A 14,066-nucleotide genomic window follows, 5' to 3' on the forward strand; every position below is an offset into this window, starting at 1 on the left:
GCCGAATGAAGTGCGCCACCGCTGTCCGTCGAGCCGCCCACACGGGCATAGATTCGGTCACCCTGTTCTCTTGGCACATATCTGCCTAGGCTCACGCTGCCTCACCGCAGAAACGCTCAGGAGAGATGTCACATGGCCATCGAAAGCACGACCAGCGCACCCGTCGGTTTCGCTCCCGACGAGGTCGACCCGACCGCCGCGACCCGCGCCGCCCGGCTGAAGTGGGTCGTCGTCGTGGACCGGGAGCTGCCGCCGGGGCGCGCGGTCAACGCTGCGATCTGCACGGCGGCGGCGACGCAGTCCGCGGTCAGGGGCCTGCTCGGGGAAGACGGGGCCGACGCTGACGGTGCCGTCCACCCGGGGCTGCCCTGGGCGGGGTGCTCGGTGCTGGCCGCGGACGCCGAAGCACTGCGTACCATCCGCACGAAGGCGGCCTCGTACGCCGACACCTTCGTCGCCGATATGCCGGTCCTTGCCCAGGAGACGCTTGTGTACGCCGACTACCGGGCCGCGCTGGGCACGACCGCGGCCGACGACCTCCGCTACTGCGCCGTGAGCATCGTCGGTCCGCGCAACCGCGTCAACAAGATCGTGGGAAAGCTTCCGCTGCTGCCCTGACGCACCGGCGCTCGCCCCGCGGCGGTCACCGGGTGGTACGGGGCTTGGGGCTCGCTGGACGGGGCCGGACGATGTCGAGCACGGCCATCATGCCCGCGTCCTCGTGGTTGAGGATGTGGCAGTGCAGCACGGTCCTGCCGATGAAGTCGGTGAAGTGGACGCGCAGCACGGCAGACCCCCGCGCGGGCACGTTCACGGTGTCGTACCAGGCCCGGGAGGCCGGCCGGGCCTTCCCGTTGATGCTCATCAGCTGGAAGTCGTCGGTGTGGAGATGGAAGCTGTGGGCCTCGTCCGAGTCGTTGCGGACCGTCCACTCCTCGACCGTGCCCAGAGTGGAGGTGAAGTCGGTCCGGCGGGGGTCGTACGACCGGCCGTTGATGAAGAACTTCGTGCCCGCCTTGTTCTCCGTGAAGACGACGGTCTTGCGGGCCGCGATCTTCGCGCGGATCAGGTCCTCGTGCCGGGCGAAGGAGGTCGGGACGGTGGCCAACGGCATGGGCGTGCCGCTGGTGACGACCGTCGCGAGGTCGGCCCGGGGGAACTTGTTGCCCGCCGGGCCGCTGTCGTAGGGGAGTGTCTGCAGCCGGACGGTGCCGGCACCGCCGCCCTGGACGAGGACGTCGAAGCGGGCGCCCGCCGGGATGAGCAGGGTGTCCTGGGCGTAGATCCTGCGCACGGGAATGCCGTCCTGGGCGATCACATGGAAGCGGGTGCCCGGCAGACGGAGCCGGTAGTAGATGTTGGCGCCGATGTTGGCGAGCCGCCACAGCTGTGTCTCACCCGGCCGCATGGTGATCACCGGATTCTGCTGGCCGTTGACGGTGCGCTGGGTGGGCGCGCCGATGCTCAGGGGGCGGGTCTTCACCGAGTCGCCCTGGACCTGGAAGTCCTTGAGCGCGATCGTGTGCTCGGTGATGCCGCGCAGCGACGCAGGCAGGTACTGCTGCAGGCTGTCGACGATGAGGATGCCCGACTCGCCGCCGGCGACCTGCGGGGCGGAGAGCATGTCGGCGTGGGAGTGGTACCAGTAGGTGCCGATCGGCTGGTTGAGCGGGAGCCGGTAGGAGTAGTGGTACGACTGCTTGTACTTGATGGCGAGGAAGATGTCGTCCGAGGGGGAGCGCGGCGAGACATGCAGGCCGTGCGTGTGCAGATTGGTGTCCTGGTCGATGGTGTTGGTCATGGTGAGGTCGATGCGGTCGCCGGGCCGCACGCGCAAGGTGGGCGGCATGTAGGCGCCGTTGTAGGTGGTGGCGTACAACCGGCGGTTGCCGACCTGGACCCTGCGTCGTTCCACGACGAGGCTGACCTTCAGGACACCGTCGTGGCTGGCCAGTTCCGGAGGATCCTGCAGCCGTGGGCCGAGTCCCGCCGCCGCGGGGCCGTCCTGCCCCGCGGGCTCGTGCGGTCCATCGATCTGTTCGGTCGGGGACCCGGTCGTGCAGCCGGCCAGCCAGGCCGAGGCGAGGGCCAGGCCGAGCACCGAGCGGATCAGCGGAGAACGAGTAATGGGCCCGAACACATCTCTCCCCAGAAGAGCCGTGCGGCCGCGCAGGTGACGCCCGGCCCGAGGTGCTGACGGAGCAATGACGGTCCGTCAGCGGGAGCGTAGGCAAGAGCGTGTCCTTCTCCGCACCGCCGACGCGCACACGGCGGCAGCATCCACTCGATCAGCAGTACGCGAGGTCCCGGGCGTTGCGGGCGCCGGGCCCCGGCACGGATCCCCCGGCCGTCACGACACGGCGTCGACCAGGGCGGCCAGCGCCGACGCGAGCCGGGTCAGCCCCGCTCCCGGGGCCCCTCCCGGCTCCGCCATATAGGTGTCGCGGCGGATCTCCAACATGAGGGCGGACACCTCGGGTCGCGTGCCGTAGAACTCCAGCGGCACATACGCGCCCGCGAACGGACTGTCGACGCCGGTCTCCGTGCACTCCGCGAAGGCCCCCCGCGCCAGGGCCAGAAGCTCGGGCGGCGTGTGGAAGGAGTCGGTGCCCAGGCAGACGGGCGGCCGGGGGCCCTCGCCGTGGAGTTCGTAGGGCAGGCGCGCGGTGGGATAGGAGTGCACGTCGAGGATGACCGCACGCCCCGTGGCGGCCAGCCGGTCCGCCACCGCCGCCGTCATCGCCCGGGCGTACGGGTGGAAGTAGTCGCTGAGCAACGGCTCGGGATCGGTCCTGGCCGCGCGCAGGGGCCGATGGTGCGTGGTCCGCGTGTAGACGGCGCCCATCCCCACGGCCAGCATCTCCTCGCGCTCGTCCGGGAACCGTTCCGGGTCGACCACCAGTCGCGACAGCCGGTTGACGAACCGCCAGGGCGTGGCCGCGCAGGCATCGCCGGCGAGAGCGGCGAGTTCCGCGGTGTGCGCGTCCGTGATGTGGTCCAGTTCGCGGGCGAGGGCCGTGTCGTCGAGCAGGATGCCGGCGCGTACCGCGGGCGGTATCCGGCGTGCGGAGTGCGGCACATGAAGGATCACGGGTGAGTCGTCGGCACCGGGCAGCAGCTCGAATGGTACGGCGGCACGGGACACGGCGGCTCCTTGGGCGCGGTGATCAGCCGACCGTACACACGCCGGGCCGGCGCCAAGTCAGACACCCCGAGCCGCCGCGAGTGCCTGCTCGCCGTAGCCGCGGCCGAACAGGACGGTGTGGACCAGCAGCGGGAACAGCTGGTGCAGCGCGATACGGTCCGCCCAGCCGTCGGCCAGGGGTGCCGTCTGCTGGTAGCCCTCCAGGATCTCGCCGAGACGAGGGCATCCGAAGAGGTGCAGCATCGCCAGGTCGGTCTCCCGGTGACCGCCGTGCGCCGCCGGGTCGATCAGCCAAACCTGTCCGTCGACGCCCCACAGCACATTGCCGTTCCACAGATCGCCGTGGAGTCGTGCCGGCGGCTCGGCGGGGCCCGCCAGTTCGGGCAGCCGCTCGCACACGTCCTCGACCGCCGCCGCCTCGCCGGGCCGCAGCGTGCCGCCGTCGACGGCAGCACGTAGGTAGGGCAGCACCCGGTGCTCCGCGTACCAGGTCGGCCAGTCGGCGCCCGGAACATTGCGCATCGGCGCCAGACCGATGGTCGCGTTCTCGGGACCGCCGGGCGGCGGCGCGCCGAACGCGGACGCCCCGGCGCCGTGCAGCACGGCGAGATCGCGGCCGAAGCGGACCGCCGCGCGGGCGCTCGGCCGGCCGGGCGGTACACGGTCGGTCACCAGCAGGTGCCGGTCGAGGCCGTGCACGGCGGGGACACGGACCGTGCCGGCGTCGGCGAGCCAGCGCAGCCCCGCCGCCTCGGCCCGCAGCGCGCCGGGGTTGGCGCCGCGCTTGACCATCACGACCCGCCCCCCGTCCAGGGTGACTTCGGTGAGCGATCCGGACACCGGGCGTTCACCGGCCACCGGCAATCCGGTGAAGCGGGCCGCGGCGGCTCCCTCCGTGGTCGGCACGCCTCGTCTCCTTCCGGGTCCTTCCGGGCGCGTCCCGCGGGGCGGCCGGGCAACTCATCATGCCTTGCGCGCGGGGGAGTTCTGCCGACCGGGTGGTTCGGGACCGACGGCGCGGCGGCCGGGATCGATCCCCGGCCGCCGCGTCACGCGTCTGTGGCGCGTGACGGTCACTCGCTCTGGAAGATGGCCTTGCTCACCTCGGCCGGATTCTGGAACTTCTTCTTGCCGAGGTGGGAGATGCGCTCGGTGATCTCCTTGGGCGCATGGTTGTTCTGGGCGACCTTCGTGAGCTGCTGGGTGTCGGCCGGGTAATCCGCGCCCGACAGTGCCTTCTGCAGGTCGGTGGGGCTGACAGCAGCCATGGTTCCTCCCAGGCACTGAGATGGTTGATTTCCGGTTGGATCGACGCCGGCAAAAGCGCCGGAGCACGAGTACCCGTGCCCCGGCGGAACGATGCGGAAGGGCTCAGTCCTTTCGCCCGCGGCCCGTGAGCGCGTCGCGGATCCGGTCGACGAGACCGGTCCCGGGCGCGAGCAGCTTGTTGGCCGGCGGGGTGTCGGGTGCGGCCGGGTGCGGGCGGGTCGGAGCCGTCTTCTTGGTCCGTCGTACCTTCTCGCCCAGCTCGTCCAGCGCCTCCGGGGAGGCGGCTTCCCGCAGCCGGGGGAAGAGGTTCTCCTCCTCGTCGGCGATGTGCGAGCGCACCTCGGCCATGAGCATCCCGATGAGACGGTCGAATTCCGGATCGTCGGCCTCGTGGCCCTCCAGGTCCTTCATGATCCGCTCGGCCCTGGAGTGGTCCTCGATCTCCTTGTCGGCGATGGCGTCCCCGCCGGACAGGTACTCGCGTACGGCGGGGTAGAGATAGGCCTCCTCGGCCACCGAATGGCGCACGAGTTCCATGGTGACCTGGTCCGCGTAGATCTTGCGGTCCCTGTCCCCGGGCGTCAGCCCCTCGATGCGGCCGAACAGCTCCTCGACCTCCCGGTGATCCGTCACGAGCTCCTCGATGACGTTTCCTCCGTGTCCCATGTTCCGCACCTCCACTGCGATATGCGCATATACGACGGCGGCCCTGCGACCGGGCCGGCACCGCACGCCGGGTGCCCAGGCCGGCGTCCGCCTAACGCGTCCACTGCGGCAAGGCGCCCGTACGGCCGATCAGGGCCCCCGACCGCCCGATCCCAGGGGCCCGAGGGCGCGCGGTGCCGTCTGCCGACTCAGGAGCCTCGCCGGTCCTGCGTGTGCGCGGCCGCCGGGCGCCGCTGGAATAGGGCGTACAGCCACCACAGCGACGGCAGGAGCAGCACCGCGCCGACCGCCAGGGCGGCCAGACTCGTGCCGAGCACGGAGGCCTGGGACGCGCTGGCGCTGACCGTGACCGACGGGGGCAGCATGACCGGGTACTGGGCGAGCCCCCAGCTCCACAGGACGGCTGCGACGGCGGCGGCCGCCGTGACCCGCACGAAGGTCAGCTCGGAGCGCCACAACAGCACCAGACTCGCCACGCCCAGCACGGCGGACACCAGGACCAGGGGCAGCGCCCGGTGGGTGAGACCGTGGAACAGTTGCGGGGCGTCCGCGTGCAGGATCGCGATACCGGCCAGGGCCACGACCCCGGTCACCACCCCCGTGGCCAGGGCCCGGTGCCGGAAGTAGACCGCCAGGTCCGCTTCGCCGGCCCGGGCGGCGTCCCCGCTCAGAAAGACCGCCGCCAGATAGGCGCAGGCGAGGACGGCCAGCACACCGCCGAGCGCCGACGTCGGATTGAGCCAGCTGGTGATCACATCGCCCTTCGCCAGGCCCGGCGGAACCCGGCCGGAGGCCACGGCCCCGGCGACCGAGCCGAGGAAGTAGGGCGTGACGACCGAGGAGAGCGCGAAGCAGCCGCCGAACAGCCGCTGCTGCCACACCTGCGCGCTGGCCTTGCGGAAGGCGAACGCGGCGCCGCGCGCGATGATCCCGAGGGCGGTCAGGGTCAGCGGGATGTACAGCGTGGACATCACGGCGGCGAACACCGGGGAGAACCCCGTCCACAGCAGGACCACGACGAAGATCAGCCACACATGGTTGGCCTCCCACACCGGGCCGATGCTGTGCTCGATGAGCCGACGGGGCGCTCTGCCGTGCGCGCTGCCGCCGGCGAGGAGATCCCACAGGCCCGCGCCGAAGTCGGCGCCGCCGAAAAGGGCGTAGCAGGTCAGGCCGATCCACATGACGGCCAGTGCCGTGTTGGCGAGCATCAGCGTTCTCCTGTCCCCGCCGTGCGGGAGGATCCGCCACGGCCGAGAGACCCGGCGGGTGAGCGGTCAGACAATGGGGTACTCCTCCACGTCGCTCTCCTGGGGCGCGACGGGGACGGGCCGCTCGTGGGTCAGCAGGCGCAGGACGTACACCGTGGCGACGGTCATCAGCGCATACACGGCGAGCACCAGCCACAGCCCGATTCTCAGTCCCGGAGCGACGTTCACCGCGTCGTGCACGCGCATCAGGCCCACCACCACCCACGGCTGGCGGCCCTCCTCCGTCACGGTCCAGCCGCACTCCAGGGCCACGACCGCCGCGAGACCGGTGAGGGCCCCCAGCGCGAGGAAGATCCGCAGCAGTCGGCCGGTTCCCTCCAGCCAGGGGCCGGGTCGGCGGCGGTAGCGCAGCGCGAGCACGAGCAGCCAGACTCCGACCGCGATCAGGAACATGCCGCAGCCGACCATGAGGTCGAAGGCGATGTGGACCCCGGTGACCGGGGGCCGGTCGCCGGGCGGGACCTCTTCGAGCCCCTTGATCACGGTGCTCGGGCTGAAGCCGACCAGCAGGGACAGCCCGTTGGGGATCTCCAGCCCGTACTGCAGACCGCCCCGGCCGGCGATGCCGCCCAGGGTCAGCGGGACATGGCTCCCGGTGTGGTAGACCCCTTCCATCGCGGCGAGCTTCACCGGCTGGTAGTGGGCGACGAAGCGGGCGGCCCAGTCTCCGACGACCAGCTGGGCCGGAGCGACGATCGCGCCCAGGGCCAGCGGAACGGTGAAGCCCAGGCGGTGGTAGCGGTCCTGGCGGCCGCGCAGCAGCGCGACCGCGTACACGCTCGCGGTGAGGAAGGACGCCACCATCAGGGCCGCGAGGATCATGTGCGTGGTCTGCGGCGGTGTCGCCGGGTTGAACATGGCCGCCCACGGGTCGACGTGGACGACCTTGCCATCGCGGAGGGTGAAGCCACGGGGCTGGTTCATCCAGGCGTTGGCGCACACGACGAAGAACGCCGATGCCACTCCGGCGACGACGATGGGTACGCCGGTGAGCATATGGAGGCGGGGCGACAGCTTGTCCCACGCGTACAGATAGATGCCGAGGAAGATCGCCTCGATGAAGAAGGCGACGCCTTCCATGGCGAACGGCAGCCCGATGACCTGCCCGTAGGTCCCCATGAGCCCCGGCCACAGCAGGCCCAGTTCGAAGCTGAGGATCGTGCCGGAGACCGCGCCGACCGCGAAGAGCACCCCCATGGCCCGGGCCCACCGGCGTGCCAGCAGCCGGCACGAGGGGTCCTGGGTGCGCCAGCCCCACCACTCCACGAGCAGGGTCAGCAGGGGCAGTCCGACGCCGAGGCAGGCCAGCACGATGTGCCAGGCGAGGGAGAAGCCCATCTGGGCCCGGGCCGCGTCCAGGTCGGCCGGCCTGACGGCGGCGGCGAGTGCTCGCGGCAGCACGAAGACCGGTTCCATCGGACACTTCCTCTCTCCCATGGCACCACCGACCGACGGCAGTCTCTGACACGGTTGCCGCTCTCGTGGTCCGAAGCGCGTGCGCCGCGCGTGCCCGGTGGGTTTTCCCGCGAACGGAGCATCACCGCAGGCTCCCGGGACCGGCGCACCGGCACGGCGGACGGCCGACGAGCGTGCCCCACGGCGGGTGGGGCACAGGGCGCGCGGGTACTCGTCGGGCGCCGTGGCCGCCCGTGGACACGGCGCTGGGAAAGGGGTGAGGCGGGATGAACGACGTTCGGAGTGCTGTCGCGCGCCGGGCCGGCCCCAGACGGTCGGACCTGCTCGGCATCTACCTCAACGACCATCTGGCGGGCTCGACCGTGGGGACCCGCCGCGCGGCCCACCTGGCCCGGTCGCTGCGCGGCTCTCCGTACGAGGCGGCGCTCGGGACGATCGCGACGGAGATCACGGAGGACCGCGCGACCCTGCTCGCGCTGATGAGGAAACTCGGGGTTCCGGCGCGCCGCTACAAGGTCCTGGCGGGGGGCGCGCTGGAGCTGGTCGGGCGCCTGAAGAGCAACGGACGTCTCATCGGCCGCTCACCGCTCACCACGCTGCTCGAACTGGAGCTGCTGCGCCTCGGCGTCGAGGGGAAGGCCGCGGCATGGCGGTCGCTGCGCCGGATCGCGGAGAGTGACCGGCGTCTTGATCCGGAGCGACTGGACCAGCTGATCGAACGGGCACAGCGGCAGGTGCAGGTGCTGGAGGACCTGCGGCTGCGGCAGGCACAGCAAGCGTTGCCGGCCGGCTGACGCGTACCGGAGGAGGCAGGGATGAGCGAGACCACACCTTCGCAGGCGGAAGGCGAGCGGTTCCCGGACGAGACGGATGCCCCGGACCAGCCGCCGCGCACCACTCCCTCGCAGGCCGAGGGCGAGGACTACGACACCGAGGAGGACGCCGGTCCTACGGCGGGCGACACCCGGACCTGACCGACGGGCCCGCCGGGCGCCCGGCCGCGGCGGGCGGCGGCGGCCGTCCCGGACCACCTCATGACGGCGCACTGGGCGTCCAGGACGACGCAGTACGCCTCCTCGGTGGCCGCGGCGACCCGCTCCCAGCCGTATCTGCGCAGCGCGCGGCGCCGGCCCGCCGCGCCGCACGCCTCCCGGGCCTCTGGGCCGGCGAGCAGCTCGCCGACGGCCCGGGCGAGGGCGTCCGGGTCCCCGGGCGGTATCAGCCTCCCGGTGCTCGGGTCCGCGACCGTGTCCAGTCGGCCGCCCACGGCGGTGGCGACGACCGGTCTGCCACAGGCCATCGCCTCCAGCGCCACGATGCCGAACGGTTCGTGGTCCGTGGGGCACACCACTACGTCAGCGCCCCGCAGCAGTGCGGGCACCTCGTGGCCGGGTACCCCGCCGGTGAAGCGGACCCGGTCGGCGACCCCGGCGTCCGCGGCGGCACGACGCAGTCGGCGCACCTCCGGATCGCCGTCGAGCCGGTCGGCGGGGGGCCCGCCGACGACGACGAGTTCGGCGGTGGGCAGCAGAGCCAGCGCGGCGATGGAGAGAGCCGTGCCCCGGTGCGGGCCGAGGCTGCCCAGCTGGAGCAGCCGATGGCACGCGGTCCCGGGTGCGGCGGCCGGTCCGTGCGGGGTGAACACGGCGGTGTCGACTCCGTACGGCACGACGCTGATCCTGTCCCTGGGAATGCCCATGCGGCCCAGTTCCGCGACCTCGTCCCGGCAGGTGGCGATGATGTGGTCGCAGCCCTGGCCCACCTCCCTCTCGTGGGCGATGCGTCTCGTATCGCCGGGGCCCGTCGGCTGCTGCTGTCGTCGCGCCACGGTGCCCAGCGTGTGGTACGTGTGCAGCAGGGGCAGCCCCAGCTCCCGCACCACCCGCAGGGAGGCGAGCCCGGACACCCAGCCGTGCGAGTGGACCAGGTCGGGGGGCCGCACTCGCCAGGTTCTGGCCAGATGCCGTCCGAACTCCCAAAGATGGGGGAGGAGTTCGTCCATGGACAGGGGCTCGGGCGGCCCCGCCGGGACACGGCGCAGCTCGACCCCGACGCGCAGCGCCGCCCGGTCCGGCAGATCGGCGTCGTCGCGGCGGGTGTACAGGGTCACCCGGTGGCCCCGCTCGGCGAGCGCACCGGCGAGATCGGCGATCTGTGTGCTCCGCCCGCCGGTGCCGGCCCCGCCGAGCGGGCCGGGGTGTGCCGAGACGAGCGCGATGGCGAGCGAGCCGGGACCCTCCGGGGCGAAGGCGCCGAGGGCATACAGGGACGTGGTCATGAGCAGGCCTCCGTCATCACCCGCTCCCAGTCGGCGAGGAAGCGCTTGAGCCCGTACCGGCCGAGGGCCGCCTGCCGGGCGCGGGCGCCGTCGGCCGCCGCGGCTTCCGGTTCGTGCAGATAGTGCCGGGCGGTGCGGGCCAGGACGTCGGGGCGGGTGGACAGCGTGCCGGCGCCGCGCGGGACCGCCTCGGCGGCTTCCGTGGTGGCGAGCCCCACCACCGGCATGCCGAGGTGCATGGCCTCCACGAGCGGCAGTCCGAGGGACGTCCACCGCATCGGGTGCAGATAGAACCGGCGCTCCGCCATGGCCCGGTGCAGCTCCGCCTGGGGCAGATCGGCGCTTCGGCACCGCTCCCCGGGCAGGCCGAGGTGGGTGGCCAGGCCGTCGGTGCCGCTGCCGAAGACGTCCAGCGGCACGGCCTCGGCGAGGGCGGGCAGCAGGTCCGTGCCCAGGGCACGGCCGCGCCGCACGGGTTCGTCGACGACGACGGCCGCGCGGGCCAGGCGGCCGGTGTACTGGTGCCCGGGGTCGACGACGCCGTGTTCGATGACCTCGGTGCGGGTGCGGCCGGAGTCCCAGAACAGCCGGTTGAAGTGGGTGATGTGCACCAGGGTCAGGTCCGGCCGGTCGGCGAAGGGGTGCCGGGTGCGGGGGACGTCTCCGTCCGGCACGTCGTGCTCCAGGTAGACGGCGGGCAGGTCACGGCCGGGCCGGCGGCCGCCGAGGAGCCGCTCGGCCAGCTCCGGCTCGTGCGGCCGTTGCAACAGGACGAGATCCACCTCCGTGGCCCCCAGTTCCTCCGGTGTCACCTGCCGCACCGAGGCGGGCCAGGCGAGCGTACGGGCCCGCTCGGGTCCGTACGGATCGCGGCCCGGTGCCACGGGGACGAGGTAGGTGTGGGGGCCCTGGACGAACGCCGTCGTCCAGGAGCTGTGCACACGCCACAGCAGGATGTTCATACCGTCGCTCCTCGTCCCGTTCCGGACCCGCCCCGGACCGGGGCGTGGCCATGCCGGCGAGCACCTCGGGCCACTCTCCCCGTCACGAGACGGACGGCCCGGTACGGCCTTCCGCCGGTCGCGCGGAAGGCCGTCAGGTACCCGATCAGCGTCTGTCGCCGGGGCGCCGGAGGCTCGGTGGTATACGGCATTCGGGTGATGCGCACGGGGCGAGGCCCAGCGCCCGGGTCCAGCCGCACCGTCCCGTCCCGGCGCGCGGGACAGGGGGAACGGCGGCGCCCGGGCGCCCTCAGGACGTCACGGGCGGCGTACGGCTCAGCCGGTCGCCGACGTCCTGCGACCCTCCGTGGACGCTCTGCACCACATGGCTCAACCGGACCACGCCCCACACGATGAGCGCGACTCCGACGGCCTCCGGCAGGACCCACCAGCCGGTGCGGATCCGCTCGTCGAACAGCGTGATGCCGAGCAGCAGGCTCACCGTGGCGTCCCCGATGGTGAGGGCCGGCTGGGAGGCCGCGAGCCAGCCCGCCTGGAGCGCGTTCTCCAGCAGCAGGATGGCGCAGACACCGGTCACCGCGAAGCCGTAGGTCTGCCAGGCGGTGAGGAACCCGGGCAGCCCGGCCGCCGCGAACGTCCCGGTCGCGGACTTGAGCAACGCGGCGGTCAGGGCGTTGCCGATGGCCGAGGCCGTGGCCAGCACGGCGGCCCGGAACAGCGGCGGCCGCCCGGGGCGGGCCAGAGCCACCGCCACCGCCATGCACCCCAGGCAGACCACCAGGGCCGGGAACCAGCGGACCATGGGCGCCTGGTCCCGGTCGCCGGAAGGGGCGGCGGCGGCGAGGACCAGCGCGAGACCGGTCACCACGCAGGCGATCGCCCACCAGCCCGTGTTCGGCAGGGGCCGGTGCATCAGGCGACTGACGATCAGCAGGGCGAACGGCAGTTCCAGCACGAACAGGGGCTGCACCAGGGCGATCGGGCCGTTCACCAGGGCGAGCGCCTGGAACAGCGCGGCACCGACGACTCCGGCGACACCGATCAGCCAGACGGGCCGGTGGGCGAGCGCGATCACCAGCCGCAGGCCGCCGCCGCGGGTGACCGTGGACGCGGCCTTGCGCTGGAAGGCGGTGCCCATCGCGTTGCTGGCTGCCCCGGTGACGGCGAACAGCGCTGCGAGGATGATCACCTCTCCAGCATGCCCCGGCGCGCCGGACCCGGCCTGTGGGCTGCCGCGGTCCGCCCCGTCACAGACTCGCCGCGTGGTCGGGCACGTAGGTCTGCAGATCGCGCGGCGGGCGCTGGTAGCCGGTCGACGGCGGCCGCTCCGGCAGCTTCAGCACCGGCGGCGGCACCTCGTGGTAGGGCACGGAGGCCAGCAGATGGGCCATCATGTTGAGCCGCGCCCGGCGCTTGTCGTCGCTCTCGACGACGTACCAGGGGGCCTCCGAGATGTCCGTGTGCACCATCATCTCGTCCTTGGCCCGGGAGTACGCCTCCCAGTGCGTGATCGACTCCAGGTCCATCGGCGAGAGCTTCCAACGTCGTACGGGATCCTCCAGACGGCGGCGGAAGCGCTCCTGCTGGACATCGTCGCTCACCGAGAACCAGTACTTGCGCAGCAGGATCCCGTCCTCCACGAGCATCCGCTCGAAGATCGGGCACTGGCGCAGGAAGAGCCGGTGCTCCTCCTGCGTACAGAAACCCATGACGTGCTCGACACCGGCCCGGTTGTACCAGCTGCGGTCGAACAGCACGATCTCCCCGGCCGCCGGCAGATGCTCGACATAGCGCTGGAAGTACCACTGGGTGCGTTCGCGTTCGGTCGGCGTGGGCAGCGCCGCGATGCGCGCCACCCGGGGGTTGAGGTGTTCCGTGACCCGCTTGATGGTGCCGCCCTTGCCCGCCGCGTCACGTCCCTCGAAGATCACGACCAGACGGGCGCCCGCGGCCCGTACCCATCCCTGGAGTTTCACCAGCTCCGTCTGCAGCCGCAGCAGCTCCTGTTCGTAGGCCCTGCGCGGCAGCGTCGCCGTACGGTCGCCGGCCATGGCGCCTCCCGAGGTCGAGGATGTGCGTCCCTCCCCGCCCGGTCTGGGTACGAGCCGGACGCGCGCACATCAGGACGCCACCGTACTGATCGGCACGGCGGCCCGCGCGCGATCTCACCACCGCCCGACGGCCGCCCCGGCGGGGCACCTGCCACCTGCGCGCAGGCGTGTCCGCAAGGCGGCGACCAGCCGGCCCGGCGGCGTCGTGAGACAGTGGCGGTATGTGCGGCCGTTATGTCTCCAGCCGCGGCCCCGAGGACCTGGCGCGACTCTTCCGCGTGACCGACTGGCGCCCCGAGGAGGCCGTGACACCGAGCTGGAACGTGGCCCCGACCGACGACGTCTGGGCCGTTCTGGAACGTGCCCCGCGCACCGCGGACGAGGCGGCACCGGTACGGCGGCAGCTGCGGCCGCTGCGCTGGGGCCTGGTGCCGTCCTGGGCCGAGGACGTGAAGATCGGCGCGCGGATGATCAACGCCCGGATGGAGACCGTGCACGAGAAGCCCGCCTTCCGCCGCGCCTTCGTCAAGCACCGCTGCCTGCTCCCGGCCGACGGCTTCTACGAGTGGCAGGAGGCGCGTGCCCGGGACACCGGCAGGACCCGCAAACAGCCGTACTTCGTCCACCCCGAGGACGGCCGGGTCATGGCGCTCGCCGGGCTCTACGCCTACTGGCGCGACCCGGCCGTCGAGCACGACGACGATCCCGCGGCATGGCTGACGACCTGCACCATCATCACCACCGAGGCCACCGACGCGGCCGGCCGGATCCACCCCCGTATGCCGCTCGCCATCGCCCCGGACCACTACGGCGCCTGGCTCGACCCCCACCATCAGGACCCGGACGGACTGCGCGCCCTGCTCACCCGGCCCGCGGACGGTCACCTCGACGCCCGCCCGGTCTCCACGGCCGTCAACGACGTGCACAACGACGGCCCCCGCCTTCTGGAGGAGGCGGCGCCCTGACCGCCCACGGACCGGGACCCGCCCGGGAGACCTCCGCGCCCGC

At 72.5% G+C, this 14,066-nt stretch carries 15 protein-coding genes; 4 read left to right on the forward strand and 11 right to left on the reverse strand.

The window, feature by feature from the left end; all coding sequences use genetic code 11:
- Nucleotides 1-132: 132 nt before the first annotated feature.
- Complete coding sequence (locus tag AB0L95_RS23225; RefSeq protein WP_365164031.1) at nt 133-618, forward strand: DUF2000 domain-containing protein; 486 nt, start codon at nt 133-135, stop codon at nt 616-618.
- 25 nt (nt 619-643) lie between these two features.
- On the opposite strand, the gene AB0L95_RS23230 is transcribed toward AB0L95_RS23225, so the two are convergent.
- The 7 genes from AB0L95_RS23230 to AB0L95_RS23260 form a co-directional block, all read right to left on the reverse strand.
- Complete coding sequence (locus AB0L95_RS23230; protein WP_365164034.1) at nt 644-2,140, reverse strand: multicopper oxidase family protein; 1,497 nt, start codon at nt 2,138-2,140, stop codon at nt 644-646.
- Between the two features lie 210 nt (nt 2,141-2,350).
- Entirely contained in the window at nt 2,351-3,145 is a 795-nt protein-coding gene (locus tag AB0L95_RS23235) for an N-formylglutamate amidohydrolase (protein WP_365164035.1), read from the reverse strand.
- 57 nt (nt 3,146-3,202) lie between these two features.
- Nucleotides 3,203-4,051 (reverse strand): fructosamine kinase family protein, encoded by an 849-nt coding sequence (locus tag AB0L95_RS23240; RefSeq protein WP_365164036.1) that lies wholly within the window; start codon nt 4,049-4,051, stop codon nt 3,203-3,205.
- Between the two features lie 167 nt (nt 4,052-4,218).
- Nucleotides 4,219-4,413 (reverse strand): DUF2795 domain-containing protein, encoded by a 195-nt coding sequence (locus tag AB0L95_RS23245; protein ID WP_365164037.1) that lies wholly within the window; start codon nt 4,411-4,413, stop codon nt 4,219-4,221.
- Nucleotides 4,414-4,516: 103 nt separating this feature from the next.
- The gene (locus AB0L95_RS23250; RefSeq protein WP_365164039.1) at nt 4,517-5,080 is read right to left on the reverse strand and encodes a hemerythrin domain-containing protein; all 564 of its coding nucleotides are present in this window, start codon (nt 5,078-5,080) and stop codon (nt 4,517-4,519) included.
- A gap of 188 nt (nt 5,081-5,268) precedes the next feature.
- On the reverse strand, nt 5,269-6,291 hold the full coding sequence (locus AB0L95_RS23255) for a cytochrome d ubiquinol oxidase subunit II (protein WP_365164041.1): 1,023 nt from the start codon (nt 6,289-6,291) through the stop codon (nt 5,269-5,271).
- A gap of 66 nt (nt 6,292-6,357) precedes the next feature.
- The gene (locus tag AB0L95_RS23260; protein ID WP_365164042.1) at nt 6,358-7,767 is read right to left on the reverse strand and encodes a cytochrome ubiquinol oxidase subunit I; all 1,410 of its coding nucleotides are present in this window, start codon (nt 7,765-7,767) and stop codon (nt 6,358-6,360) included.
- A 266-nt stretch (nt 7,768-8,033) separates the two neighbouring features.
- Here AB0L95_RS23260 and AB0L95_RS23265 point away from each other — a divergent pair, with 266 nt between their 5' ends.
- The gene (locus tag AB0L95_RS23265) at nt 8,034-8,561 is read left to right on the forward strand and encodes a hypothetical protein (protein WP_365164044.1); all 528 of its coding nucleotides are present in this window, start codon (nt 8,034-8,036) and stop codon (nt 8,559-8,561) included.
- Nucleotides 8,562-8,582: 21 nt separating this feature from the next.
- A complete protein-coding gene (locus tag AB0L95_RS23270) occupies nt 8,583-8,741 on the forward strand; it encodes a hypothetical protein (protein WP_365164045.1) in 159 nt (52 codons plus the stop codon).
- Here AB0L95_RS23270 and AB0L95_RS23275 read toward each other — a convergent pair.
- The 4 genes from AB0L95_RS23275 to ppk2 all read right to left on the reverse strand — a co-directional run bounded on the left by AB0L95_RS23275 (nt 8,690) and on the right by ppk2 (nt 13,058).
- Complete coding sequence (locus AB0L95_RS23275; RefSeq protein ID WP_365164046.1) at nt 8,690-10,045, reverse strand: glycosyltransferase; 1,356 nt, start codon at nt 10,043-10,045, stop codon at nt 8,690-8,692. The two genes, AB0L95_RS23270 and AB0L95_RS23275, sit on opposite strands and share 52 nt — an antisense overlap.
- Nucleotides 10,042-11,007, reverse strand: a complete 966-nt coding sequence (locus tag AB0L95_RS23280) for a glycosyltransferase (RefSeq protein ID WP_365164047.1) — start codon at nt 11,005-11,007, stop codon at nt 10,042-10,044. The genes AB0L95_RS23275 and AB0L95_RS23280 overlap by 4 nt, the downstream gene beginning before the upstream one ends.
- A 289-nt stretch (nt 11,008-11,296) precedes the next feature.
- Nucleotides 11,297-12,196: a DMT family transporter gene (locus tag AB0L95_RS23285; RefSeq protein WP_365164048.1), complete on the reverse strand. Its 900-nt coding sequence runs from the start codon at nt 12,194-12,196 to the stop codon at nt 11,297-11,299.
- Nucleotides 12,197-12,254: 58 nt separating this feature from the next.
- Nucleotides 12,255-13,058 carry a polyphosphate kinase 2 gene (gene ppk2, locus AB0L95_RS23290; protein ID WP_365164050.1) on the reverse strand — a complete coding sequence of 268 codons (804 nt, stop codon included), beginning with the start codon at nt 13,056-13,058 and terminating at the stop codon, nt 12,255-12,257.
- 221 nt (nt 13,059-13,279) lie between these two features.
- Here ppk2 and AB0L95_RS23295 point away from each other — a divergent pair, with 221 nt between their 5' ends.
- Nucleotides 13,280-14,023 (forward strand): SOS response-associated peptidase, encoded by a 744-nt coding sequence (locus AB0L95_RS23295; RefSeq protein ID WP_365164052.1) that lies wholly within the window; start codon nt 13,280-13,282, stop codon nt 14,021-14,023.
- Nucleotides 14,024-14,066: the final 43 nt, after the last annotated feature.

It is taken from the genome of Streptomyces sp. NPDC052036, assembly GCF_040680495.1.
In the GTDB taxonomy this organism is placed as follows: domain Bacteria; phylum Actinomycetota; class Actinomycetes; order Streptomycetales; family Streptomycetaceae; genus Streptomyces.